Origin of the sequence: Thermosipho ferrireducens, assembly GCF_017358165.1 — a bacterium.
Classification (GTDB): Bacteria; Thermotogota; Thermotogae; order Thermotogales; family Fervidobacteriaceae; genus Thermosipho_B; species Thermosipho_B ferrireducens.
The window spans coordinates 1,786,759-1,811,849 of the sequence record NZ_CP071446.1; the positions used below are offsets into that span (position 1 = coordinate 1,786,759).

Genomic DNA, 25,091 nt, shown 5'->3' on the forward strand with positions numbered 1-25,091 from the left:
TATCAACACTATAATTCCATCTTCATGAATCGTTTAATTTTGAATACCGGGAAGCGACATTCACACGTCTTAACAAAATCAGGAACAACAGAAAATTTTACAGGAATATTTAATATCTCTGAAGCCTTCGCTATAATATCTTCACCTTCAAGTACAACATCAGAAGTTGTTTCATAAGAAAGATTGGTGTTATTTATCAAATAACTAATTTTTATGTTTGCTACTTTGCTAAGTTGTTCATATGTTTTTACAATTCCATCCACGGTTGACGTAAAAGGTCTTTTAGTATTTATTACTAAAGAAATTTCCGCATTTTCCAAATATGGTTTCAAATATCCCACAACAACAATACCATTTTCCTCGCCACCAACATCCAATACAGTTTTATAATCAGGATTACTAAGATATCCGGCGACAGCTCCTGTAACTATTGGAAGATCAGCATACTTCAACGCACCTGGAGGTGTTATCACTTTAACTCCAGAATTTTCTAACTCGTCAACCACATCTCTTGTTCTAAAATAAGGAGATATTGTATCAACATCAGCTATAGCTACTTTTTCATATGTTTCTCTTAAAAACAAAGCATAGTTAATAGCTACTTCAGTCTTTCCACTCCCAAACAATCCTACAAAAACAAAATTTTTAGTCACAATCTTGCACCTCTTTTGCATATTTTTTTGCCTTTTCAAATCCCTTTAATACTCTAAGGGCACCCAAGGCAAGCGCTTTTTCTTCATCGCCACCAGGGTAGACAAGCACTGGAGCTATAAAACTCACATAATCTTTTAACCAGGCAACTACAAATTCTTCATCATAAGCCAATCCACCAGTAAGAATTATTGCGTCAACTTCTCCCTTCAACACCGCTGCCATTTTCCCAATCCATTTTGCTATTTGATATACCATTGCTTTATAAACAAGCAAAGCTTTCTTATCACCTTTTCTTATAGCGTTTTGAACTTCCTGTGCATTGTTGGTCCCAAGATAACCTACCAGACCACCTTTACCTTTTATTCTTTTTCTTATTTCTTCATAAGAATATTTTCCCGAAAAACACATATCAATTATTTGCGTAAGAGGCAATGTTCCACTTCTCTCAGGAGTAAATGGTCCATCACCATCAAGTGCATTATTCACATCTACGACTTTACCCCGTTTATGAGCTCCTATTGATATGCCGCCTCCCATATGAACAACTATTAAATTTAAATCCTCGTATTTTTTTCCAAGATCTTCCGCTGCCTTTCTTGCAACTGCCTTCTGATTAAGAGCGTGAAAAATAGACTTTCTCTCAAAAAGAGGATGCCCTGTAATCCTGGCAATTGGCTCCATCTCATCTACAACAACTGGATCAACAATAAAAGCTGGTATATCATATTTCCTTGCTATTTCATACGCTATTACAGCACCCAAATTAGATGCATGTTCTCCGTATTTACCCTCTTTCAATTCATTTACCATTAACTCATCAACCTCATAAGTCCCACTTGAAATAGGCCGGACAAGACCTCCACGTCCAACAACAGCATCAAAATCTGCAAAACTATAACCCATTTTTCCCAAAAAACTCTGAATGGCTTCAAATCGAAACTCATATTGATCTATAAGTTTCTCAAATGGTTCTAATTCTTCAGCTTTATGTCGTAAAGTTTCACTCGCTATCTGTCTTTCTTCTTCAAAAATAGCTAATTTTGTGCTTGTGGAACCTGGATTTATTACAAGAATTTTAAACATCAAGAACCACCTACCATTAAATTTGTTAGTGCAAGAGACAACAATTTAGCTTCATCAGAATCAGCCCTTGAAGTTAACGCTACCGGAACTTTTGCACCTATAATAGTAGAAGCCACTTTTGCGCCTGATAAAAATACCATTGCCTTGTAGAATATATTTCCTGCTTCTATATCTGGCATTATCAATACATCAGCATCTCCAGCAACTGGACTCTCTATTCCTTTATGTCTGGCTGCCTCAATAGATACTGCATTATCTAAAGCAAATGGTCCATCAACTACACAGCCTTTTATCTGTCCTCTTTGATTCATCTTGGTAAGTATCGCAGCTTCAATTGTTGCCGGCATTTTAGGGTTCACTATTTCAACCGCTCCAAGGACAGCCACTTTAGGAAGGTCAATACCAATTGCTTTTCTGGAGACCAATACTGCATTATTAATAATATCGACTTTCTGCTTAAGTTCCGGTGCTATTGTCATTCCAGCATCAGACACGACTAAAAGTTTATGATAATTTGGAATTTCAAATATACTCACAAGTGACAATGTTTTCCCGGTTCTCAACCCATACTCTTCTTTTAAAACCACTCTCATTAAGTCTCCTGTTTTTATTTTTCCTTTCATCAAGAAATCTGCCTTACCTTCAGCTACAAGTCTTACTGCAGCATCCGCCGCCTTAGACTCAACAGGTTCATCTAAAATTTCATATTTGCCAAGATCTATCCCATTTTTCTCTGCTAACTGAATTATTTTACTTCTGGTACCTACCAAAATTCCATTTATTATACCTTCTTTTCTTGCAGATTCAATTGCATTCAAAACCACGTCATCCTCAGCAACAGCAACGGCAACTGTTTTTGGCCCCGAGTTCTTCGCCTTTTCTAAAAGTTCTCTAAGCTGTTTCATACATTTCACCCCATTTTTTTGCTGTTTCTTCACCTTTTAATACGCGTAATGCGCCTTTTGCAAGAGCTTCCATTTCAAACTCTCCTGGCACGTTAAACACCGGAGCAAATTTGTAAACATAGCATTTTATTTTCTCAACAAACTTTGTGTTATGTGCTATACCTCCAGTAATCACTATAGCATCAACTTTACCTTTTAAAACTGAACACATTCCTCCTATTTCTTTAGCAATCTGGTAAGCCATAGCATCCACTACAAGTTTTGCTTTCTCATCCTTTTTTGCCATTTCAATAGCTTCCTGCATATTATTGGTTCCAAGATAAGCTACGACTCCACCTTTTCCAACAAACATTTTCTTAATCTCATTTCTAGTAAACTTTCCAGAAAAGCACAATCTAATAACATCACCTACAGGTAACTCTCCCGTCCTTTCTGGACTAAAAGGCCCTTCATCGTTAGCGTTATTTACATCTATCATTTTTCCCTTTTCATGCGCAGTAACGGATATACCTCCCCCTAAATGGGCTATTACCATATTCAAATCTTCGTACTTTTTTCCAAGTTCTTTTGCAACCTCTCTTGCAACTGCCTTTATATTCAAAGCATGTGCAAGGCTTCTTCTGCTTATTTCTGGTATTCCTGAAAGTCGAGCCTCTTCTACCATTTCATCTACTGAAACAGGATCAGTAATAAACACCGGTATACTTCCGTTTGAAATAGAATAACCAATTACCGCTGCCAGATTAGAGGCATGTTTTACTGGTGTTTTAAATTTCAAATAATCGACCATCTCTGCTGTTACTTCATAAGTACCACTTTGCAACGGGGGAAGAATTCCCCCACGGCATGCTATAGCTGAAAAATCTGCTATATCATAGCCTTCTTCTTTAACAAAATCTATTATTGCTTTTTTTCTCAACTCTTCCTGCTCCATAATATCGTCAAATTTTTCAAGCTCTTTTATATCATGACGCAAACTCTTCTGGACGATTTTTTTGTCACCATCAAATATGGCCACTTTTGTACTGGTAGACCCAGGATTTATAACCAGTATCAACACTTATATCAACCCCTTGGTTTTACCATATTCCAGGATGGTATCCCTTAATCTTTTTACTCCTTCTACAATTTTTTCATGAGGTGGTAAGCAGAAAGACATGCGCATAGAAGGAGAAACTTTATTGTCTGGAGTAAATGGTTGTCCGGGTATATAGAAAACCAGCTTTTGCTTTGCTATCTCAAACATTTCCATAGTATCAAAACCCTCTGGCAACGTTACCCAGGTAAACAGTCCACCTTCAGGTTTCACCCATTTTATTCCTTTTATATCACCAAAATATTCCTCAAAGGCCTGCATCATAGTATCTTTTTTAGATTTATACAGTTTAATCGTAGGTGTTATTTGTTGAAGAATATCGTATCTTTCAAAGTACCTCGCTGCTAATCTTTGCGTCAGAGCAGAACTACACAGGTCCGTTCCCTGTTTGGCTAAAACAAATTTTCTTACAACTTGTTCAGAACCAATTACAACACCTATTCTCAAACCAGGGGCCAAAATTTTGCTAAACGTGTTGAGTAAAATTACTCTTTCCGGTCCAGCCATTTTAAAAATAGGATCTAACGGTTCTCCTTCAAATCTTAATAATCCATAAGGATCATCTTCAATTATAGGTAAATCATACCTTTCAGCAAGTTCAATTATTCTTTTTCTCTTTTCATAAGAAAGAGTTACACCAGCAGGATTATGAAAGTTTGGTATCACGTAAATAAACTTCACCTTTTTAATAAGACCTTTTTCATCCAGACTTTTAAGCTCTTTCTCCAATACATCAACATTCATTCCATCATCTTCCAGAGGAATTGTTACAAATTTAGGAAATCTCATTTTAAAAGCACTCGCTGCCCCAAGATAAAAAGGATCTTCAACAATAGCTATACTTTCTTCATCCAGAAAAATTTTCCCCGCAAGTTCCAGAGCTTCTTGAGAACCAGTAGTGAACATTATGTTGTTCTCGCTAAGATTTGATATACCATAAATTCGTTCCAGCATAGCAATAATTTGATTGGCAAGCTCCGGATCGCCTTCAGTTGTACTGTACTGCAAAACGTAAGCATACTCTTTTTCTATTATCTCTGATGCTATTTGCGATAATTCTTTTCTTGGGAATGTTTCTGGATCAGGCACTCCACCACCAAAAGATATAGCATTTGGAACAGAGGCGTATTTTAAAAGTTCTCTGATTAGCGAAGATTGTAAACTATTTCCCAATTTTGAATACTTAGTCTCAAAATCCACAAACATCACCTCCAGAATATTTTTGCGTTCCACTTTTAATTATAGCAATTTCATGCCAAACATATATTTTTTTATAATCCCATCTTAACTTGCAAAAACTCACCTTTTTGCCACTATGCAAAAAAATGCATTTTGCAATGAATTGCATGCAAAAATATGCAAATCAAAATACTTTTAATTATTTCAACTTAATTGTACAATATAATATGAAACATGATAATCTTTAAAAACGTGAGAAATAGCTAACATACTTCTAATTAACTGTCTTTATTGTCATTTATTTTACGCTAAGATTGTTTTGTATTTTTACGCTTTGCCTTAAAATTTTAAATGTATAAACTTATACTCAGGAGGTGGAGAAAACATGATCAAAAAGAACTATTTGTTATCACCAGGACCAACACCTGTACCATTTGACGTACTTCTGGAAGGAGCCCGCGAAACAATTCATCATAGAACTCCTCAATTTGTAAGCATTCTGGAAGAAACACTTGAAGAGGCAAAATATTTGTTCCAGACAAAAAACAACGTCTTTGCTTTTCTTTCTTCAGGAACTGGCGCATTAGAAGCTGCTGTAGCAAATCTTTTAAGCCCCGGTGACAAAGCTATTATTGTTGAAGCTGGAAAATTTGGGGAAAGATGGAGAGAAATTGCTGAGGCATATAATGTTAATGTTGTATCTATAAAACTTGAATGGGGGGAAGCCGTAACTCCAGAACAAATTAAAAAAGCTATCGAAGATAATCCAGACGCTAAAGTAGTATTCACAACTTACAGTGAAACTTCCACAGGAACAGTTATAGATCTTGAAGGCATCGCTAAAGTAACCAGAAATACAGATGTTGTTCTGGTTACAGACGCCGTTAGTGCTCTCCTTGCAGAACCTTTAAAAACCGATGAATGGGGAATAGATGTGGTAGTAACAGGTTCACAGAAAGGCTTAATGTTACCACCCGGGCTTGCCTTAATAACTCTCAACGAAAAAGCCTGGAAGCTTGTAGAACAATCTAAAAATTCAAAATACTACTTTAATTTGAAAGCTTACAGAAAATCCTATCCGGACAACCCCTGGACTCCAGGAGTTAATCTTATTTACATGTTAAGAAAAGCTATAAAGCTGGTAAAAGATGAGGGAATTGAAAATATATGGGAAAGACATAGAGTTCTTGCAGATGCCACAAGAAGTGCAGTAAAGGCTCTTGGACTTGAACTCTTTTCCAAACGTCCTGGAAATGTTGCAACGGCAGTTAAAGTTCCTGAGGGAATAGATGGTAAAAAATTAACAAAAATAATGAGAGATAAATACGGTGTTACCATAGCAGGTGGACAGGCACATGTTAAAGGAAAAATATTTAGAATATCAACTCTTGGTTACTTAAGTATCTTTGATACTATCACTGGAATAGCTGCACTTGAGTTTGTTCTCAATGAATTAGGATATAAAGTAGAGTTTGGAAAAGGTGTGAAGGCAGCACAGGAGGTGCTGTTCAAGGAGGTTGGCCAACAATGAGAATTCACGTAAACGATCCCCTTGATAAGAGTGCGATGGAAAAGCTTAAAAACTCTGGACATATAGTAACCGAAGAACATCTGGCAAAAGAAGAACTTATAAAAGAAATCCCGGATATAGACGTGTTAGTTGTAAGAAGTGCCACAAAAGTTACTGCAGATGTTATAAACGCTGGAACAAAATTAAAAATTATTGCAAGAGCTGGTACAGGTCTCGATAACGTTGATGTAGAGGCTGCTAAATCTAAAGGAATCAAAGTACTAAATACTCCCGGCGCAAATGGCATTTCTGTGGCTGAACTTGTAATAGGATTTATGATCGCCTGTTCCAGACACATAGCAAGAGGTACTGCAGATTTAAAAAACAACAAATGGACTAAAAAAGAACTTAAAGGACATGAACTCTACAAAAGAACAGTCGGAATTATTGGATTTGGTAATATAGGCAAGGAAGTAGCCAAAAGATTGCTGGCATTTGAGATGAACGTACTTGCTTATGATCCATTCATTAAAGAAACTGATCTTGACGTAAAATTAGTAGATTTAGACACAATTTACAGAGAAGCAGACATTATAACCGTCCATGTTCCTTTGACTTCTGAAACCAAACATCTTATTAACAAAGAAGCTATAGACAAAATGAAAGACGGTGTGATTATCATAAATGCCGCTCGTGGCGGAGTTTTAGACGAAGAAGCGCTGTACGAAGCACTTGTTTCAGGAAAAGTTTATGCTGCAGGCCTTGACGTTTTTGAAGTAGAACCTCCTGAAGATGAATTAAGAAGAAAACTCCTTTCCCTGCCAAATGTAGTAGCAACCCCTCATATTGGTGCTTCAACAAAAGAAGCACAGTTAAGAGTTGGACAAATAATAGTAGATAAAATTCTCCAGGAATTGTAAACTTGCATATTCTCCAAAACTAAAAGCCCTCCGTAATGGAGGGCTTTTCTGGTGGAGCCGATGGGATTTGAACCCACGGCCTCTACCGTGCGAAGGTAGCGCTCTCCCAGCTGAGCTACGGCCCCAGACAACACATTTCATAATTTATCATATCTTTATCCTCACGTCAATACCACCAAAATTAATATAAGAAGTCACATTTTAACTTCTATGTTAAACTTTTGCATCAAAAACCTTTTCAACAACCTTTTTTCCAAACAATTTTAGAAAGATCGGAAGAATTACTATGGATGTTATCAGACAAAATAAAATACCAAAAAACAACAAAACTCCAAGCTGAGAAACTAATGGATCTTTGACAAAATAAAGAAGGCCAAATCCAATCATGCTTGTCAGCGAAGTAATAATAACTGCTTTTCCAGATTGCTCTAACATTGGAATAATACTATTTTTCCGATTCGATATGTAACTATGCAACATGTGAATTCCATCATCAATTCCTATCCCTAATATAAGAGGAATCGCAACAATATTTGCAATATTAAATCTTATATCAAATAAACTCATAAATCCCAAAAGCCATAACGTTCCCAGAACTACCGGTACTAAAGATAGAAGAGCCAGCTTTAAATCTTTAAAATGTATAACCACTATTATAACAAGTGCTAATAATACCATCATAGTACTTTGAAGTAAATCACTTCTGATATAATCAAGCAGCTTAATCCATACAAATGTTGTTCCTGAAACATCATCATCTATATTTTTTAGAACTCTATAAATCTTTTTCATAGACGCTTCATCCCACATGTTTCTTTTAACAAAAACAAATGTTGCTATTGAACCATCCTTTCCCACATATTTCTTTTTAACATAATCTGGAAGAGTTTCAAGAGTTATTTTCCCTTTACCTACACTGTTTCTCATACTTTCTATTATCATGCTCAGGACTGTATCAAGTTTCTCCTGAAGCTGTTCTAACTCTTTGTTATTTAATCCTTTAAGATAAACAAGTATTGACTTTATTTTACTCAATGTATCTGGAGAATATTTTTGTTTTAAAGCCGGATTATCAAGCTGATTAAGTAATATAGAAATTTCTATTTTCAGCGGAACATTTGCCAGCTTCGGTGGTTTTGCATTAATGTATTTTTTATAAAGTTTTTTTAATACCTCTAATTTTTTATCCTGATTCTCAGGCACTAACAATACAGGAGAATCAATTGTCGCATAAATATCCGTGTTTTTCAATGCTTCGTATTGTTTTCTTGCTTCTTCAATAGAAAACGCTCTCAATATATTATATTCAAAAGAATTATCGTATTCTTCTTTTAATTTATTTTGCATTCTAACAGAAGGAATATCTGGTAATAAATCAAATGCGTTATAATTAAATTTAATTTCAAATCCATTAAAAAACGGGAAAAATATTACAACAAACATTATAACCATTATTAAAAATTTGTTGTTTAAAAGAAAATTACTGTACTTCTTAACAAAATTCGTATTCGACCTGATTTTTTCTGTTTTAGGTTTTGTATAATACAATATCGAAGGTAACAAAAACATTACAGCTAACAAACACATTAAAATGCCAGTTCCAGCAATAAAGCCAAGTTCATACAATCCTTTGAATTTTGAGAACATTAAAATATAAAAAGATACAGCTGTTGTAATCGCTCCTGCTGAAATTCCTGGCAAAGTGTGTTCAAATACTTTTCTAATGCTTTCCAATACATCTTTTCCAGCGTTTATTTCATAATAAAATTTTGTTAAAAAATGTAGAGAAAAATCCACTCCAAGTCCAAGCAGCATAACAGCAAATATACTTGTAACTATATTCAATCTGCCTATCACCAGATAATTTATTCCAAGTGTCCATATTATAGCAAGTAAAACCGGAATAACAATATAAAATGGAGCGGAAATTTTTTTAAACCAGATTAAAAAAAGGAAAAATATTATAACCAACGCCATCAAAGAGATTATGGATAATTTGGAATTTAAATTTTCCTGTTGCTCCTGCATTACCTTTGCCGTACCTGTAATTCCAATACTTAAATCTGAATATCTTTGAATCACAGGTTTTAAAGCATTCTCAACTGTTTTTACCATTTTTTCGAAGAAAATCATATTATGTTCTGCGTTGGTTGGTCTTAAAAGTATAAGAATGTTATTTCGCATATTATTATAATAATACTCGCTGTTAAGCATTGCTAAATTTTTCTCTATTTCGTTACCTGCAAACTTCCCATTGATTAAATAATCATATGTAAAATCTATAACTTCTTTATCAAATTTATTTTTTAAAACTGTGTATAGCAACATTTTTGATATAACATTTCTGTCCTTAGATAAAGCTAACAGCTCTGTATTATCTTCAATTATTTTGGTGATATGATCAAATGTATCCTCGCTCAAATACAACAGGAAATTGCTTTTTATAAAAGTCAGAGGAAATTTATAATCTACATCTTTGACATATTTGTTTAAATTTTTCACTATGTTTACTATTTCTTCGACTGCCATTTCCATCCTCTGATTATTTTTCCCACTTACGCTTATTATCAAATTATCAAATCCACCAAAATTTTTCGCAATCTGCTCAAATTTTTGTACTTCAGGATCATTTCCAGGTAAAAGATTATACGTCCCCATATCTATTTTGGTTTTCAAAGAAACAAAACCAAAAAATATCGTAAGAAATATTGAAATGACGATAATCAAAATTCGATTCTTAATAATAAAATTGAACAAATTTTTATTTTTCATAAGTCCTCTCCTTCCAAATCAGATTATTTATCCCCCTATATGGGGGGTATTTATATTTTAACCTTTTCCTGTTACTTACAAATTAATACAAAATTTCTTATTATTTCAAAATTATTAATATTTACCTTATGTACAGTTTTTAATGTCAAATTCAAGCAACAGGATACATTTCGCTAATTACGTCATTTTTTCTTTTTTTGCTCAACGAAGGACAAACTTACCACTATTTTTTCAAATCCCCGCTTATATGGTATTATATTAAAAAAAGTTTTAATAACATCTTTTATAAAAGAGATTTATAACAAATTTTCCAGTTAGCATCTCTTGACAATATTAGATTTTAGTGTTTAATGTAAAATGATACAAATAAAACTCTAAAGGAGGTCATAGCATGGAAAGGGAAGAATTACTCAGACAAATTAGCAGAGTACTTGCGGAAAAACTTGATATTCCTATTGAAGAAATTGATGAAAGTTCGAATATAATCGATGATCTTGGAGCGGATTCTTTAGATGTGGTTGACTTGATCATGATTTTAGAAGATGAGTTTGGCATCAGGATAGAAGATGATGAGCTCGAACAAATAGTTTCCGTATCAGACGTAATTGATATAATTGAAAACAAGCTCAAAGAAAAAGAGGAGGAATAATATGCTTTCAAAAGCACGGTGCTTGCTCTGCCATGTAGAGCAGGCACAACGTGTTTTAGATAAATTCATACATAGTGAAGAAGAAAAGTGGGTTTTAATGCAAAGGATTCTCCAAGATTTATCAAACACAAAATACGGGTTGAAACCTATAGAGATTGCTGAAATTTTATATACGAAATTAGAGGAATACATAGGTATAAATGATATTTACAAAAAGGAAAAGGAACTATCTAACAAAATTGCTTCCAGAGCTGTTGAAATCTTAGAAGATGAGATTTTAGATTCTGCTGATCCTTTGTATGAAGCTGCAAAACTTGCTGTGACAGGTAACCTTATTGATTTTGGAACTTTCAAAGAGAACCACGAAAAATTAATTACAAGGGTTTTAGAATTATGGAACGAACCTTTTGGTATGGAAGACATAGAAGAATTTAAAGAAAGGCTCTTAGATTCTTCCACGCTCCTTTATGTAGCTGACAATGCAGGTGAAATTGTGTTCGATAAATTTTTTATTGAAATAATGAAACAAACTAACCCAGAGCTCTACATTGCTGTAGCTGTTAAAGGAGCTCCTATAATAAATGACGCGACTGTTGATGACGCAATTTATTCAGGTATCAACAGTGTTGCTGAAATAATAAATACAGAATTAAAAACTGCTGGAACAACTGTCGAAAAAGCTTCCGATAGTTTTCGGAGAGCTTTTTTTGACTATGACATTGTAATCGCAAAAGGCCAGGGAAATTTTGAGGGACTTTCAGATGAAAAAAGAGAAAATCTTTATTTTGCACTTGTTGCAAAATGTGAAGTAGTAGCAAATTACATTGGAGTCCCTAAAGGAACAAAGCTGTTTATAAACTCCAGAAGAATTCCCCAAGCCTGATTACTATTGAGTTTGTGACTTTGCTTTTAGCATTAACAGGTATTATCTTTGCAGAGTAATCCTTTGTAATATTTTTTGGAACAGTTATTGAGAATCCTTGAACGTCACTATTTTCTACCGAATACATCTCAAAATATTTTGAAGAAATCTTATGTTTTATTAAATCTTCAAATCTCACAGGCTTTGATACTTCCAGTGCTTTGTCAATATGCGTTTCTCTGGGTCTTCCCCAATCGTATATTCTATAAGTCAAGTCTGAGGACTGTTGAACTTCAATAACAGTTGAATTTGGACCAAGAGCGTGAATTGTACCTGCGGGTATATATACAAAAGTTCCTGCTTTTATCTTTTCTATTCGCAACGCCTTGCTCCAAGTATTATTTGAAATTGCTTCAGGGATAAGCGATGGATCTTCACATATTGCGATATTTCCATCTGTTAAAAAATACCATGCCTCAGTTTTTCCCCACGGTTCATTTTCTACTGCTTTTGCATACTCATCATCTGGATGTACCTGCACAGAAAGCCAGGAAGAAGTAGATATTAATTTAACCAGAAGCGGAAATCGAGAAAATTTTTTCCCCAGAATCTCCTGGCTTTTCTTGTTAATACTCTCTCCTTCTAAAATCGTTGTAAAAAGTGGATGACCTGAAACGAGCCATATTTCACCTACTGGTTCGCCGTCCAATCCAAAAATATTATTAATTTCAGGATTACCCCATACCATTCTTCGAAAAAACGGCGCAGGATTCATTCTTTGTACCCTCCCACTACTATTTTGTTGTTTTCTAACTTTAAAACGGCCTTTTTCAAAGCCACGTTTATATAATGTTTCAAATTTTGAACCACCACTTCTACACCTGGATGAATAATTTTTCTCGCCACAATTTTCGCATTACTTTTGGTATTGGTAATAATCTCTTCTATTTCATGCAACCTCTTAATATTTTTTTCCAGTTGCTCTCGAACTGCTATTAAAGTGGAAGCAGATTTTGAAAAAAGTTTCATCTTATCTTCGGGAATATCTACTTTAGCTTCTTTCAGTTTTTTATACTGCTTTACAACCTTTAACAACTTCTCCACGTTTGATTTGTCTAATGCTATTTGTGTTTTCAACAATCTCATTTCTTCAATAATATATGGAGGAATCCCTACTTCCACGTGAGTTGAAACAGCTATTTCAGAGCCTATTTCATCAACTTCTATCGTAAGACCAGCTATATACTCTCCTCCCACAACAACTCCCTTTCCATCTTTAGAAATTATACTCCCTGTTACTTTCACGTGACAGTTTGAAAGTTGATCAGTAAAATAAAGATTTCTCGCTTCAATATTCGCCCCTTCCGCATAATTTACAAAAACATCACCACTGGCTTTTATTAACCCTTTTTCACGTGCTTTCACGCCAAAAATTGTCACGTTTCCTTCCAGAGAAATGACTGTAGCAGCTTCCACAACACCCTCTATGTTTATATTACTTTTTGCTCTCACAACAAACCCCGGCCTCACATCACCTTTTATCACAACTGTACCAGGGAAATCTATATTGCCGGTTGAATAATCAACATTACCCTCCACTTCGAGAGTTTCGTCTACATCTATAAAATTTTCTTCTTTGTCAACCCGTAACATTCCTTCTATCTTTGAAGTGATAATTTTACCATCATCAGACAACACCACATTGCTTCCTAATTTAATTTCAGCCTCTTTGCCTGGAGTAGGTGGAACATCTTCACCAAGTACATTTTTCCCGGCTTCACCAGGGGTTGGAGGAATAATAGTAGCTATCCTCTGACCTGGCTTTACTATTATTCTTTTATGTGTCAGAAACTCACGAAAATTTACCTTTTTATCAGTTACCACATTTTCTGAATGGAAATCCTCAAATTCTACCCTTCCATCTTTTCCATCATGTGGTGGTGTACCTTCCGCTACTTTTATAGGAACTTCGTATTCTGGAAACTCGCAAAGCCTAACAATAGCATTTTTATCTATCCCATAAACAACTCCTTTTTCTGACAAAGCTTCATATATTTCTTTTGGAGTAACTTTATCGTCATCCCTGGTTTTTCTTAGCATAACACTTGCACTCATTCTATCCTGGGAAATCTGCACATCTATTATCATTCTCTCACCTACTAAAAATTTTATTGTTTAACCCAAACTAATATAATAGCGGAAATAGCAGCTATTCCAGAAATAATAGTTAACGTCCACAATGTTTTTATATCATCACTTAAATTCGTCATTTTTTCCGTAACTACGTCAAAAGTATTTTCAACTTTTTTATCAAACGATTTTAATTGCTCAACATCATCAACCAGAGTACTGAGTTTCTCAACACCAATTCCGCTACTTTCGAATGTAGACAAACGGGCATTTAGTTCATTTATTTGATTTTTTATAGCATCAATATCATATATCTTTTTTTCCAAAAATTGCGTTCTGGATTCTATCTGGTCGTACCTGTTTTCAATGATTGCGAATTTATTAACAACATTTCGAACTGTAAGAACATCTATTCCCTCCAATTTTTTCCTCAATATATCGAGATCCCCGGAAATAGCCTGCAAGTTTGAAAGCATTGTCTCTAATTCATCAACTTTACTTTCCAGATCTGGTATCTTACTAACATATGATAACTGTGAAGGTTTTATGTTTTTCAAAGAAGTGTAAAGCTTTTCAACTAACGCTAATCTTGTTGAAACTTCGGCTATCCTCTCATTTAACGTTGACACTTCTGCAGGAAGGTTCTCTATTTTTTTGTTTATATCACTTATATAAGACATATTCTTTGCCTGTTCTTCAAGAAAATTTGTTTTTAATTCGTTTGTTTCTTTTTCAAGGATACTTATTCTCTTGCTTAAATCTCCCAGATCTTCTACTTTCTTCAATCTTTCATCCAAGCTTCTAAATTGTGCGCTATAAGCTTCAGAAAGTCTTGTAAGTTCCAGAGATATAGAATTTAAATCATCAAGTGTTACGTACTTAGATTTCAATTCATTTTCTATAAAACCAACTTTTTTTGAAAGTTCAACAATGTTTTGATTTTTGATCTGACTTTCAATATAACTATTTTTTTCCAGTATAGCCGTGAGCATACTTTCTATCTGATTCACTTTTAGAACCACATCAGACGCAGATGACATAAACTTTTCAACACGTAATAAATCATTTAGCATATTTTTTTGCTGTTGTTCAACTCTACTCAATCTTTCATCCACGCCTGAAATAAGACTTTTATTGAGATTTATATCATCATCTATAGAAGCAATTCTTTTTTCTATATTCTTTATTGCAAGAAGATTGAAATTCTGAATAATTGTATATAAATACCTGGCAACATCGAGTTTCGTGATGAGAAGTGATGGTTTAAAATTACCATTTTCATCAAGTTCCATAATACGACTCTCCACTAAAAATTGTACCGCTTTATACTCAGGAACAAGCGGGGAAAGGTCCGATATGCTAACTTCAGCTGCAAATACACTTACCAATGTCAGAATAAACAGAAACACTAAAATTTTTTTCATTTATAATCCCCTCCATACACCTCGTTTATTACTCCCTGTTGTATTACTACTTCTCTGGATGATACAACTCTTCCACCATAATAAAATTCTACCTTGTGTTTGCCAGAAGATAAAGGATAAATATATATTGGAGTTCTTCCTATTAATTTCCCATCCACATAAACTTCAAATCTTCCGTTAGCGTAAAAATTGACAGCACACTTATCACTATCATCAAAAACAATGTTATTCAATATGGTTAAAGTCTTCTCTTCTTTATCGCTCAAAACTCTTATACTTTCACCAGATTCAACATTTAACAACGCAGGTGTTTTAAACCTAAATCCCTTGTATTCAACATAACCATCCTGCATGACAACAACACTTAAAGACTCAGGATATTCTTCTATAGAACCATCTGTAAACCCATACCACTGGCCCTTTTCTGATACAACCCTTGTAAAATAAAGTCTCTGCGGAACTTTCTTGCTGCTTACAGGCACACCATCAAGATAAATTTGTATGTTATTGTTAATCTTTGAGAAAACGGCTGTTCGCAAATTATAACTATAAGTTTGAACACCTTTCTGTATCTCAAGAGATTCTTCAATTTCTTTATAACCATCACTTGATACTTTTATCGTATACGTCCCTGGAAGAAGTACAAATTCCGCCGGCGCATTTTTAGTAATTGCATTCACTGTAACAACGGCATTTTCCGGATATCCGTAAATTAATAAATGCGAATACTGCGTTTCATTAACATTATAGGTATAAATTTCCTCCTCAGGCACATGTATAACCTGAACTGGTGATGCATAAAAGGTTTCAAGAATCTTCAACGTATAACTCCCTGGCTCAACTTCAAGTTTTGCTGGAATATCAATTATTTTATTATTGAACAAAGCTTTTATATTGTTTGAGCTTTTTAAAATAAGTGTCACCTTATTTTTTAACGTAACTTCTATCTTTCTTAATTCGGAAGGTTTTAAATTCAGTCTCATCTTTTTTTTCAAATAACCCTCTTTTTGTATTTCCAGAATAAGTTCTCCGCTACTAACCTCAAATACCCCTGGAGTTTCACCTAAAAAACTCCCATTTATATAAACCTTCGCTCTTGATGGAATAGTATTCAATGCAAGATAAGCCGGTAACACAAGACTGGCGTTCACAACTCCATCTGTTGCTACAGAAGTTTCAAAGGGAGCATATCCTGGCTTTACTATTTTTAATAGGCCAGGATACTCCAGATTTTCAATAACAAGTTTTCCAGTTTCAGGTATCTTTTCAACTAAATTTTCATTCCAGTAAACAAGGGCGCCAGGCTCCGATATTACAACCAGTGTTCCAGCAATAAAAATGGAACTTAAAAAGAGTAAAAATAACACCGCTTTTTTCATTTATCGTCACCACTTAAAAGCTTATCTATTGCTTTTCCAAACTCTTTTAACATTTCTGTAAGTTCTTCGCCAAATTTCTGTGGCATATTCTCTATAACCTTATTAACAAAAATAATCCTTTTTTCAATTACTTTCTCTATAATTTGCTCACCACGGTTTGTGAGAGTAACTAAATGTATTCTTTTGTCTTTTTCCATACGAGTTTTTGTTAAAAAACCATCTTTTTCCAGCCTGAAAACAAGACCGGTAGTTGTACTTTTGGCTATACCAAGAGCTTTACTGAGTTCGCTCATGGTTTTTGGCCCTTTAAAATATATATTTTGCATTAAATCAAATTGCGCAGGTGTAATAGGATAATCTTTCAATACCTCTCGGCCTTTTACTTTTATTTTGAAACATATTTCTCTAAGTATCTTTTCTAAATTTTTTGCCACGCTATCACCTCTTAGAAAGAAGTTCTTTGTATGCAAGATAACTCTCGTATAAATCCACTTTTGATACTATTTCAAATGGCGAATGCATACTCATCAAACCAGGCCCCATGTCAATAACTTTAAAACCTTCCTGGGCCAAAAATTTTGCAACCGTTCCGCCGCCTCCTATTCCTATCTTTCCAAGTGTTCCAACCTGCCATTTAATCCCCGCCTCGTTCAATACCTTTCTCACGTGAGCAACAACCTCTGCATCTGCTTCACTTGCTCCTGCTTTTCCGCGAACTCCTGTGTACTTAACAAGCGTAACACCACCACCAACTACCGGGGCATTATATTTATCATGGACATCTTTAAAGGTTGGATTAATTACCGCAGCAACATCAGCTGAAACAACAAACGAATTTTCAATCATAATATCAAACGCATATTCTGTATCTGTCTCACCACTTATTTTTAAAATTCTTCTAAAAAATAGCTTATAAAAACGGGCTTTAGCTCCAGAATTTCCTTCGCTTCCTATTTCTTCGCGATCAAACAATATAACTGCTGCAGATTTCTCCAAATTCTCCGCGTCTACTAAAGCTCTAATCGCTTCAAAAGAACATATTCTATCGTCATGACCGTATGCTCCTATAAAACTTCTATCCAATCCTACTTCCCGTGACTTAAACGCAGGTACAAGTTCAAGGTCAGCACTAACAAAATCTTCTTCCTCAATATCATACTTTTCTTTTAAAATTTTCAAAATATTTTTCTTAACAGATTCTTTTTCCTCTTTTTCCAGAGGAATAGAACCTACCAGAAGATTTAATTTTTCTCCCTGAAACTTTTCGCTTATTTTATCATCTTTACGATCAAGGTGTGGTAAAAGATCCGGAATTACAAATATTGGATCATTCTCTTCTAATCCTATTTTTATATCAACTTTTGTTCCATCTTCTTTCACAACCACTCCCACAATTGCAAGTGGAATATTGTACCACTGATAAAGTTTAACCCCCCCATAATAATGTGTTTTGAAAAAAGCCAGCTTTTCATCTTCATACAGAGGGTTAGGCTTTAAATCTATCCTTGGAGCATCCACATGAGCGGCAACAATATTAACCCCATCTTTTAGTTCTCCAACTATTCGCGCTGCAATTAAAGATTTATTTTGATTTACATAATACACTTTTTCTTCCTTGCCAGTGTAATTGTCCAAACTTATAAATCCATGAATCTCCAGAAAAGTTTTATAAAAGTCTATCGCGAGTCTCTCAGTAAGCGCTGTGTCTATAAAGTTTCTATAATCTTTGCTGAATTTTTCAATCTCAACTAAATCTCTTTCACGCCATAAATTCACCTATTTCACTCCTTTCACCAGATTTCAACTTCTGTTTCAAGAACAATATTATACTCTTTTTTTACCCTCTCTTTTATAATATTTATAAGTTTTTTAACATCTTCTGCTTTAGCATTCCCGCAATTTACTATAAAACCAGCGTGCTTTTCAGAAACTTTTGCATCACCCACTCTAAAACCTTTAAAACCAAGTTTTTCTAAAGTACTTCCAACGTAAAAATCCGGTTTAGGTCTCTTAAATATACTTCCAGCGCTTGGAATTTCTAAGGGCTGTTTTTCATATCTTTTTTTCATTATTTTTACCATTTCATTTTCTATATTTCTTCTATCTCCCTCTATTAATTTAAAAGTAGCGCTCAATATTAAAAAATCCCTTCTTTTCTTGAAAATGCTTGTCCTATAGCCAAATTGCATTTCTTCTTTTTTTAAATCCACGAACTTATTCCCATCATATATTCTCACAGATACCAGAGTTTCTGCTATTTCCCAGCCAAACGCTCCAGCGTTCATAAAAATCGCTCCACCAACGCTTCCTGGTATTCCAAAGGCTCTTTCCAGTCCAGATAGCGACGCTTCTTTGGCAACCAGACAAAGTTTTTTTAAAGGAACTCCACCTTCGCATGTTATAAAATTACCCTCTATTGAAATTTTATTTAACTTTTCGGTGCTTACTACTGCTAATTCCATGCTTTCATCAGATGGTAAAACATTCGTACCTCGTCCTAAAATTTTTACTGGAATTATTCTTTTTAAAATATTCAGAGTTTCAATTAATCCTTCAACTGTATACGGAACAACATAATATTTTGCAGGCCCGCCTATTCTAAAACTTGTATGACATCTTAGAGGTTCATTAATATACACATCAATACCTGATTGCATCAACCTCTCAAGAACTTTCTCCAAACTGTATCACCCTATTCCTTCCAAGTGCTTTAGCTCTGTATAGTGCATCATCAGCATATCTGACAAGTTCTTCCACTTTTTCTACCTTTACGTTTGGATATCCTGCGACTCCAAAACTCATTGTTACCTTCTCAGGAAATTTATTTATTGACGCTATTTTTTCCCTTATTCTCTCAGCTATGTCTTTTGCACTTCTAACATTTGTATGAGGTAAAATTATTATGAATTCCTCTCCCCCATATCTTCCAACAACATCCTGTGAACGTACATTGTTTTTTAAAACCTTTGCTATCTCTTTTAAAACTTCGTCACCTAACAGGTGTCCATAACTGTCGTTTATTTTTTTAAAGTGATCAATATCAGCCATTATCACAGAAAGCGGAGTATTAAACCTTTTTGCCATTTCAAACTCAGAGTTCAATTTTTCTATTATATAATACCTTGTAAAGAGAAGGGTAAGTGGATCTGAAAGGCTTCTCAAACGCGCAAAAGCACCTTTTAACATAGCTATTAATCCATACTCTACTATTTCAAGTAAACTAAGAAATTTCGTCATTTCATCTTTGGAAAGTTTTAACGATTTATTAGAGACATAGATTCCATAACTAAGATACCTATCTATTTCGTCAGTAATGAAAATTTCAAGAGGGTTAGAATTAACTATGTCTTTATCAGGAATTTTACCCTCTACGTTGCTGAAATGAAAATCACGTTCGATTCTTTTATCTTCAGCAAATATATACACTTCTTCAGCTGGTAAATATTCCAAAATTTTACCTGCAAAATAATTTATAATGTAACCTGGTTCCAGCAATGGATCTAATGCTTTCATTCCTTCTAATACCGAATAACTGAACTGCGCACGTTCGAAAAATTCTTTTATACTTTTACTAAACTTAGAATTTCTGGCTAATTTACTATACTCTAAAACTTTGTTCCATTGTTCTGTTATCTCCGGATACAGCTCCCCCAGACGCTTCGCAGCATTTTCCAAACCTATTTCTTTATATAAAGAATATGCTTTTGAAAGATAACTTTGTACCCTGTATTCTTTTCCCACTTCCCTGTAATAATAACTATATCCTTCATATATAAGAGCTAACGGAAGTTTTAAATCCTGAGAAGAATAATCACTCTCAAACATTTTCAACTGCTCTTTGAAACCCTCCGGATCAACTTTTGCGATTCTCTTACCAAATAGTGCAAATGTTTCTTCACGCCACAAAAAATAATTTGAATCTCTGAATTCCAACCACGCTTTTTTAAATTGAGCATCATCTTGGGCAAGGATCATTTTTGAAAACTTATCAAATCCCATTGTTTTTAGCGAAACATTATCCCTGTTATCTAACAATATTTGCTTTGCATCTTTAATACGTCCTGAAAATAAATTAAGAAAAATTAACGTCCTTAAATATGGCTGTTCATCGCCAAGAGTATCGTAAATCTCTTTTGCTTTTTCCAGGTCCTCAAGACCTTCTTTGTACTCTCCGTTGTATGCATGGTAATACCCCTCTAACAAATAAGAATATCCAAGTTCTCTTTTCATCTCTTTTAACTCTAATAATTTTCTCAATCGAGAAAGTTGATCGAAAAATTCTTGAATCTTCCCCATATAAAGAAGAAAATGAACTTTATTCAGCTTGGCCATCAATGAACGATTGGGCAGTCCTGCTTCCTCAGCGGAAGTTATAGATTTCTCCAGAAAGTTAATAGCCAATGTTAAATTGTTCATTTGAACTGCTATATTGTTATAAATCATTGGCAGCAAATGTTGCAAGTTCCATTTCATTGCCACATTTTTTGCTTTTTCAAGATAATCCATACTTATAGAAACGTCTCGATCACTTACCAATCTTGAAAGAAGTATGTAGGCCCTTGCAAGGACATCTGCTGTTGTTTCAATCTTAGGATTTAAATTTTCAATAATCTCCTGCACTTTGTGAACCTGAACTTCAGACATACATCCTGAATTTACTTTTGCAGTGTAATACAAAAGAAGCCTTCTTAAAGTTCCTATAGGTCCTAACCCTTTAAGTTTCTCAGGATTCTTTTCAAACGTCTCAATAATTTCTCTATATTGATAATTCACGAACTTCGCCCCAAGTCGCCAGTATTCAAAAATTTCGCCTTCTGGAACTTCAAAATCTATTCTTTTATCCATTCTATAATAAATTTCTACTTTCATTCTAACAAGCATATAAGAAATTTTGCCCTCTGGAACCAATTCTTCGGCTTCATTTATTAATTTATGCAAAAAACTCGGCGAAAAGTATTTATTTATTCCATCTTTTATAACCTTTAAATATATAACAAGTGCTTTTAGAAATTCCCCAGCCATTTTGTAATGCCAGGCCTGTCTTAAATACACGGAGCCCTTTTTTGTAAAATTTAAAGCGCTTTCTGCTATCTTCAAATGCAACTTTTTTCTCAAATTTTCAGGAATCAAATTATAAAGTTCTTCCCAGTACTGATTCAGTGTAAAACGAAATCGCTCATATTCTTTATATATCAAACCGTATTTTTGAGCTTCCATCAACGCATGAGTAATATTACAGTTTGTTATACTTTTAAGGCTTTCAAGATCATCGTAAGAAAATTTCTGTCCAAGAATTGAAATATACTTTAAACATTCCTTCAATTCTTCATCTAAATCAAAAACTTCCATTGAAAATTGTTCCAAAGTTATCTGGGAAAGCGCATCAGCATCATACGTCCAGCTACCATCCTCTACATTTTTCCTAATAATTTCTCTATCAACTAATATTCTTAATATTTCGCTAATCAATCCGGGAAATCCCTTGGAAAGCCTGTATATATAAGATGCAAGTGGACTGGGGTTATCTAGCTTCGGAAACGTGTTGTTCACCAGCTCTAAAACTCTATTTTTATCAAAAGGTTCTAAATTTATCACGTAATCAAAATCCTCAAACTCCTTTGTGGAAAACGCAAGGATGGTATGCTTCCCCTTATAACTCAGACTTTTCAGACTTAAAAGTAACGCTTTAAAATTCTCATAAATTTCCTGATAATCATCTACCATTATAACAACGCTTTCCAGACTTTCCATAGCCGCTCCTATTAGAGGGGAGATAGTATCAATTTTGCACGATCTATTCAAACATCCCATGAGTTCCATAAGGCTTCCTTCATCCAGTTTGTCTGAGCTTACCTGAAGAATTTGCAATATCAAATCTTCACCATTTTGAGGCCTGATGACAGTTTTTCCTTTTTGTATCAAAGTTGATTGAATTGAATCAAGAAGCGTCGTTTTCCCTATTCTTTGTGGTCCTACCACACCAACAAACTTTATACCAGATTTATTGCACACTATATCAATGATCTTATTTTCTTCAAATCTCTTTATCGTAGGAAGTACAAATGATTTTTTTAAAAAAGAATTTACAGAAAAAGGCATATTAAAATGTATTGTTCTCTTCTCAGGATTTTCGTGAGTTAATCTCTTTACAAGAGTCAGTATTTCATCACCTGGCCTTAACGCTTCAATAGCTTTCCCCAAAACATAAAGCGTGGAACTCTCTATAACTTTTTTCTCTCTTTTTGCCTCTGGTGCAACAAATATGCTCTCGCTTTCTTCCGGCAAAATATCATAATTCATCCACAACGGCGGAAGAAGATAAATGTTCTCCTTAGTTATTAATAGATCATCAAGTGATAAAACAGCAAAATATAACTTCGGAACATGATATGCTTCCCTTGCAATCTGAAAAAGCCGTGTAGCATAAAAATTTCGCACGTTCACATCATATTCGTCCACATTAAATTCTTTTTCTTCACTATATGGAAAAACTAGGGTAATTCTTTCATCAAATGAATAACTTTCGGGAGTTAAAACTCCCTCTATCCTTTTTAAAAGCTTAAAATATATACCAAGTTTTCTTGTGTTTGTAATAATACCTTCTTTCAATATTTTTATCCTTTTAAGCTTCCCGTTTTCTTCTGCAAGGTATTCTTCCCCCGTATAGGTTTCTCTTATAAGTTTTTTAATTTCCAAAACTGCGCCCCCTTAAACTTTCACTCTTTAAAGTTACACGAGTAATCTTAACAACTTCTTCTAATATATCTTTTATATCTCCTTCTATTGTACAACCCGCTGCTCTTGGATGTCCCCCGCCTCCAAGAACTACCGCTACTTTGCTCACATCAAACCACTCTTTTGAACGAAAACTAACGTGAACTTCATTTGGATTATATTCTGAAAGAAATATTGCAACTTCCACACCTTTTATTGATCTAATTTCACTGACAAATCCTCCACTATCTTCTTCAGTACAATTGTTAGCAGCATAATCCTCGGAAGATAAATAGGAATAAGCCAGAAGTCCATCACAATCGATCTTCAAATGATCTACCATGGTAGCCAGCAATCTAAATTGTTCTATTTTTTTGTTCTCGAGGATCATTCTGGAAATTACATTTGGGCTGGCACCGAATTTTATAAGTTCTGCTGCGTCCAGAAAAACCCTTTCATCAGCATTTGCATATCTAAAGAAACCCGTATCTGTTTGGATTCCCATTAAATTTATAAGTGCTAATCTCTCATTATATTTTACACCAAGCTCTTTATTTATCCTCAAAACCATTTGTGCGGTAGCTCCAAAGGATGTATCAACCCAATTAAAATTTCCAAAATACGTATTTGTCCCGTGATGATCAATTACTATTACTTTATATTTTTCCAACAATTGTGCAAATTGTCCTATTCTGTCAGGACTTGATGCATCGACTATTACAATTAAATCTGGATCATAATTTTTTACCTGTTCAAAATTTCTTATCTTCTGAACTTCAGGTAGTTCATAAAAATAAGATTGAATTTTCCAGTCTATAGCAGCTTCAACTTCTTTGCCCAGCTTTTCAAGCCCCATAGTAAGTGAAAGAACAGAACTTATATCATCACCATCTGGCATTATATGACCAAGGACGAGAACTTTTTTCGCATTATTTATCTCAGCAACAATATTTAAAAACTCGTTCATTGCGTTCATTAAAGCACCTCCAGAGCATGAAAAACTATTTTCGAAAACTCTTCTTTTACCTTCTTTGCCACTTCCATAACCTCCTGATGAGACAGAGGAGTTTCAAGGACTCCAGCCGCCATGTTCGTTACACATGAAAGAACCAGGCACTTTATGCCACAATGATTTGCTACAATAACCTCTGGAACAGTTGACATCCCAACAAGATCAGCTCCAAGTTTTCTAAAAGCCTTTATTTCAGCAGGTGTTTCATAGCTTGGACCAAGGACCGCTATGTAAACTCCTTCTCTTAACTTCCTAACTTTTTCCTTTAATTTGCTGGCCCATTCTAAATCCACTGCAGATGACATATCTGGAAACCTTGGACCGTATTCTTCTAAATTTTGACCCTTTAAAGGATTTTTAAACTGAAAATTTATTAAATCTTTAACTATTATAATCTCTCCAGGATTGTAAGATTTGTTTATTGCACCCGCTGCATTGGTAATAAGCAATTTTTTTACACCCAAAGATTTCAACACGTATATTACAAACTTTATTGTTTCCGGATTCCACCCTTCATAAAGATGAAATCTCCCCTTCAATGCCACAACATTTTTCCCTTTTAATTTTCCAAAAACAAGCTTTCCTTCATGGCCAGGTGCTGTTGAATGAGGAAAATCAGGTATCTCAGTATATTCGAGTAAAACTGCGTTTTCAATATCATCGGCCACAAATCCTAACCCAGAGCCAAGAATAAGACCAATTTCTGGCGTTATTTCTACCTTTTCAGTAATATATTTCTTTGCACGTTCTATACTTTCCTTCACTTTTTGCACCTCCTCTGATACAATTAATTATAGCATAT

Annotated in this window: 20 protein-coding genes and 1 tRNA gene; 4 read left to right on the forward strand and 17 right to left on the reverse strand. The window is 34.4% G+C overall.

The genetic code is table 11. From position 1 onward, the window contains the following. Positions 1-8: 8 nt before the first annotated feature. Genes JYK00_RS08755 through JYK00_RS08775 form a run of 5 tightly spaced genes read right to left on the reverse strand, consistent with a single transcriptional unit; the run spans position 9 to position 4,938 of the window. Positions 9-653 (reverse strand): cobalamin biosynthesis protein CobQ, encoded by a 645-nt coding sequence (locus JYK00_RS08755; protein ID WP_207566522.1) that lies wholly within the window; start codon positions 651-653, stop codon positions 9-11. Next, positions 646-1,737, reverse strand: a complete 1,092-nt coding sequence (buk, locus tag JYK00_RS08760) for a butyrate kinase (protein ID WP_207566523.1) — start codon at positions 1,735-1,737, stop codon at positions 646-648. The genes JYK00_RS08755 and buk (JYK00_RS08760) overlap by 8 nt, the downstream gene beginning before the upstream one ends. After that, positions 1,737-2,642 (reverse strand): phosphate butyryltransferase, encoded by a 906-nt coding sequence (locus JYK00_RS08765; RefSeq protein ID WP_207566524.1) that lies wholly within the window; start codon positions 2,640-2,642, stop codon positions 1,737-1,739. The genes buk (JYK00_RS08760) and JYK00_RS08765 overlap by 1 nt, the downstream gene beginning before the upstream one ends. Next, on the reverse strand, positions 2,629-3,702 hold the full coding sequence (buk, locus tag JYK00_RS08770) for a butyrate kinase (protein ID WP_207566525.1): 1,074 nt from the start codon (positions 3,700-3,702) through the stop codon (positions 2,629-2,631). The genes JYK00_RS08765 and buk (JYK00_RS08770) overlap by 14 nt, the downstream gene beginning before the upstream one ends. Beyond that, positions 3,703-4,938 (reverse strand): aminotransferase-like domain-containing protein, encoded by a 1,236-nt coding sequence (locus JYK00_RS08775; protein ID WP_207566526.1) that lies wholly within the window; start codon positions 4,936-4,938, stop codon positions 3,703-3,705. A 364-nt stretch (positions 4,939-5,302) separates the two neighbouring features. Here JYK00_RS08775 and JYK00_RS08780 point away from each other — a divergent pair, with 364 nt between their 5' ends. Both JYK00_RS08780 and JYK00_RS08785 read left to right on the forward strand, forming a co-directional pair. Beyond that, positions 5,303-6,448: a pyridoxal-phosphate-dependent aminotransferase family protein gene (locus JYK00_RS08780; RefSeq protein WP_207566527.1), complete on the forward strand. Its 1,146-nt coding sequence runs from the start codon at positions 5,303-5,305 to the stop codon at positions 6,446-6,448. Next, on the forward strand, positions 6,445-7,347 hold the full coding sequence (locus JYK00_RS08785) for a hydroxyacid dehydrogenase (RefSeq protein ID WP_207566528.1): 903 nt from the start codon (positions 6,445-6,447) through the stop codon (positions 7,345-7,347). Before JYK00_RS08780 ends, JYK00_RS08785 begins: the two co-directional genes overlap by 4 nt. A 49-nt stretch (positions 7,348-7,396) precedes the next feature. Here the strand turns inward: JYK00_RS08785 and JYK00_RS08790 are convergent. Together JYK00_RS08790 and JYK00_RS08795 are read right to left on the reverse strand one after the other, a co-directional pair. After that, positions 7,397-7,472: transfer RNA gene (locus JYK00_RS08790), tRNA-Ala, on the reverse strand. 88 nt (positions 7,473-7,560) lie between these two features. Then, on the reverse strand, positions 7,561-10,119 hold the full coding sequence (locus tag JYK00_RS08795) for an efflux RND transporter permease subunit (RefSeq protein WP_207566529.1): 2,559 nt from the start codon (positions 10,117-10,119) through the stop codon (positions 7,561-7,563). 391 nt (positions 10,120-10,510) lie between these two features. Here JYK00_RS08795 and JYK00_RS08800 point away from each other — a divergent pair, with 391 nt between their 5' ends. Further along, positions 10,511-10,768: an acyl carrier protein gene (locus tag JYK00_RS08800; RefSeq protein WP_207566530.1), complete on the forward strand. Its 258-nt coding sequence runs from the start codon at positions 10,511-10,513 to the stop codon at positions 10,766-10,768. 1 nt (position 10,769) lies between these two features. After that, positions 10,770-11,651: a damage-control phosphatase ARMT1 family protein gene (locus JYK00_RS08805; protein ID WP_207566531.1), complete on the forward strand. Its 882-nt coding sequence runs from the start codon at positions 10,770-10,772 to the stop codon at positions 11,649-11,651. On the opposite strand, the gene JYK00_RS08810 is transcribed toward JYK00_RS08805, so the two are convergent. Genes JYK00_RS08810 through JYK00_RS08855 form a run of 10 tightly spaced genes read right to left on the reverse strand, consistent with a single transcriptional unit; the run spans position 11,620 to position 25,053 of the window. Next, positions 11,620-12,405, reverse strand: coding sequence for a type I phosphomannose isomerase catalytic subunit (locus JYK00_RS08810; protein WP_207566532.1), 786 nt, complete (start codon positions 12,403-12,405; stop codon positions 11,620-11,622). The genes JYK00_RS08805 and JYK00_RS08810 overlap by 32 nt on opposite strands. Further along, complete coding sequence (locus JYK00_RS08815; RefSeq protein WP_207566533.1) at positions 12,402-13,778, reverse strand: DUF342 domain-containing protein; 1,377 nt, start codon at positions 13,776-13,778, stop codon at positions 12,402-12,404. The genes JYK00_RS08810 and JYK00_RS08815 overlap by 4 nt, the downstream gene beginning before the upstream one ends. A gap of 20 nt (positions 13,779-13,798) precedes the next feature. Then, the gene (locus JYK00_RS08820; protein WP_207566534.1) at positions 13,799-15,184 is read right to left on the reverse strand and encodes an S-layer homology domain-containing protein; all 1,386 of its coding nucleotides are present in this window, start codon (positions 15,182-15,184) and stop codon (positions 13,799-13,801) included. Beyond that, a complete protein-coding gene (locus JYK00_RS08825; RefSeq protein WP_207566535.1) occupies positions 15,181-16,563 on the reverse strand; it encodes a PEGA domain-containing protein in 1,383 nt (460 codons plus the stop codon). The genes JYK00_RS08820 and JYK00_RS08825 overlap by 4 nt, the downstream gene beginning before the upstream one ends. Beyond that, a complete protein-coding gene (locus JYK00_RS08830) occupies positions 16,560-16,997 on the reverse strand; it encodes a MarR family winged helix-turn-helix transcriptional regulator (RefSeq protein WP_207566536.1) in 438 nt (145 codons plus the stop codon). Before JYK00_RS08830 ends, JYK00_RS08825 begins: the two co-directional genes overlap by 4 nt. 4 nt (positions 16,998-17,001) lie before the next feature. Then, a complete protein-coding gene (locus JYK00_RS08835) occupies positions 17,002-18,339 on the reverse strand; it encodes an aminopeptidase (RefSeq protein ID WP_207566537.1) in 1,338 nt (445 codons plus the stop codon). A gap of 14 nt (positions 18,340-18,353) precedes the next feature. Further along, a complete protein-coding gene (gene murB, locus JYK00_RS08840) occupies positions 18,354-19,244 on the reverse strand; it encodes a UDP-N-acetylmuramate dehydrogenase (protein WP_207566538.1) in 891 nt (296 codons plus the stop codon). Further along, positions 19,228-23,259 (reverse strand): GGDEF domain-containing protein, encoded by a 4,032-nt coding sequence (locus JYK00_RS08845; RefSeq protein ID WP_207566539.1) that lies wholly within the window; start codon positions 23,257-23,259, stop codon positions 19,228-19,230. Before JYK00_RS08845 ends, murB begins: the two co-directional genes overlap by 17 nt. Continuing rightward, complete coding sequence (locus tag JYK00_RS08850; RefSeq protein WP_323128245.1) at positions 23,249-24,253, reverse strand: DHH family phosphoesterase; 1,005 nt, start codon at positions 24,251-24,253, stop codon at positions 23,249-23,251. The genes JYK00_RS08845 and JYK00_RS08850 overlap by 11 nt, the downstream gene beginning before the upstream one ends. Further along, on the reverse strand, positions 24,253-25,053 hold the full coding sequence (locus tag JYK00_RS08855; protein ID WP_207566540.1) for a purine-nucleoside phosphorylase: 801 nt from the start codon (positions 25,051-25,053) through the stop codon (positions 24,253-24,255). The genes JYK00_RS08850 and JYK00_RS08855 overlap by 1 nt, the downstream gene beginning before the upstream one ends. Positions 25,054-25,091 lie beyond the last annotated feature (38 nt).

What these genes read in the sequence shown, in the direction of transcription:
- buk (WP_207566523.1), bottom strand. Translation starts at nt 1,737, where the DNA reads ATGTTTAAAATTCTTGTAATAAATCCAGGTTCCACAAGCACAAAATTA.
- JYK00_RS08765 (WP_207566524.1), bottom strand. Translation starts at nt 2,642, where the DNA reads ATGAAACAGCTTAGAGAACTTTTAGAAAAGGCGAAGAACTCGGGGCCA.
- JYK00_RS08780 (WP_207566527.1), top strand. Translation starts at nt 5,303, where the DNA reads ATGATCAAAAAGAACTATTTGTTATCACCAGGACCAACACCTGTACCA.
- JYK00_RS08785 (WP_207566528.1), top strand. Translation starts at nt 6,445, where the DNA reads ATGAGAATTCACGTAAACGATCCCCTTGATAAGAGTGCGATGGAAAAG.
- JYK00_RS08795 (WP_207566529.1), bottom strand. Translation starts at nt 10,119, where the DNA reads ATGAAAAATAAAAATTTGTTCAATTTTATTATTAAGAATCGAATTTTG.
- JYK00_RS08800 (WP_207566530.1), top strand. Translation starts at nt 10,511, where the DNA reads ATGGAAAGGGAAGAATTACTCAGACAAATTAGCAGAGTACTTGCGGAA.
- JYK00_RS08805 (WP_207566531.1), top strand. Translation starts at nt 10,770, where the DNA reads ATGCTTTCAAAAGCACGGTGCTTGCTCTGCCATGTAGAGCAGGCACAA.
- JYK00_RS08810 (WP_207566532.1), bottom strand. Translation starts at nt 12,405, where the DNA reads ATGAATCCTGCGCCGTTTTTTCGAAGAATGGTATGGGGTAATCCTGAA.
- JYK00_RS08815 (WP_207566533.1), bottom strand. Translation starts at nt 13,778, where the DNA reads ATGATAATAGATGTGCAGATTTCCCAGGATAGAATGAGTGCAAGTGTT.
- JYK00_RS08820 (WP_207566534.1), bottom strand. Translation starts at nt 15,184, where the DNA reads ATGAAAAAAATTTTAGTGTTTCTGTTTATTCTGACATTGGTAAGTGTA.
- JYK00_RS08825 (WP_207566535.1), bottom strand. Translation starts at nt 16,563, where the DNA reads ATGAAAAAAGCGGTGTTATTTTTACTCTTTTTAAGTTCCATTTTTATT.
- JYK00_RS08850 (WP_323128245.1), bottom strand. Translation starts at nt 24,253, where the DNA reads ATGAACGCAATGAACGAGTTTTTAAATATTGTTGCTGAGATAAATAAT.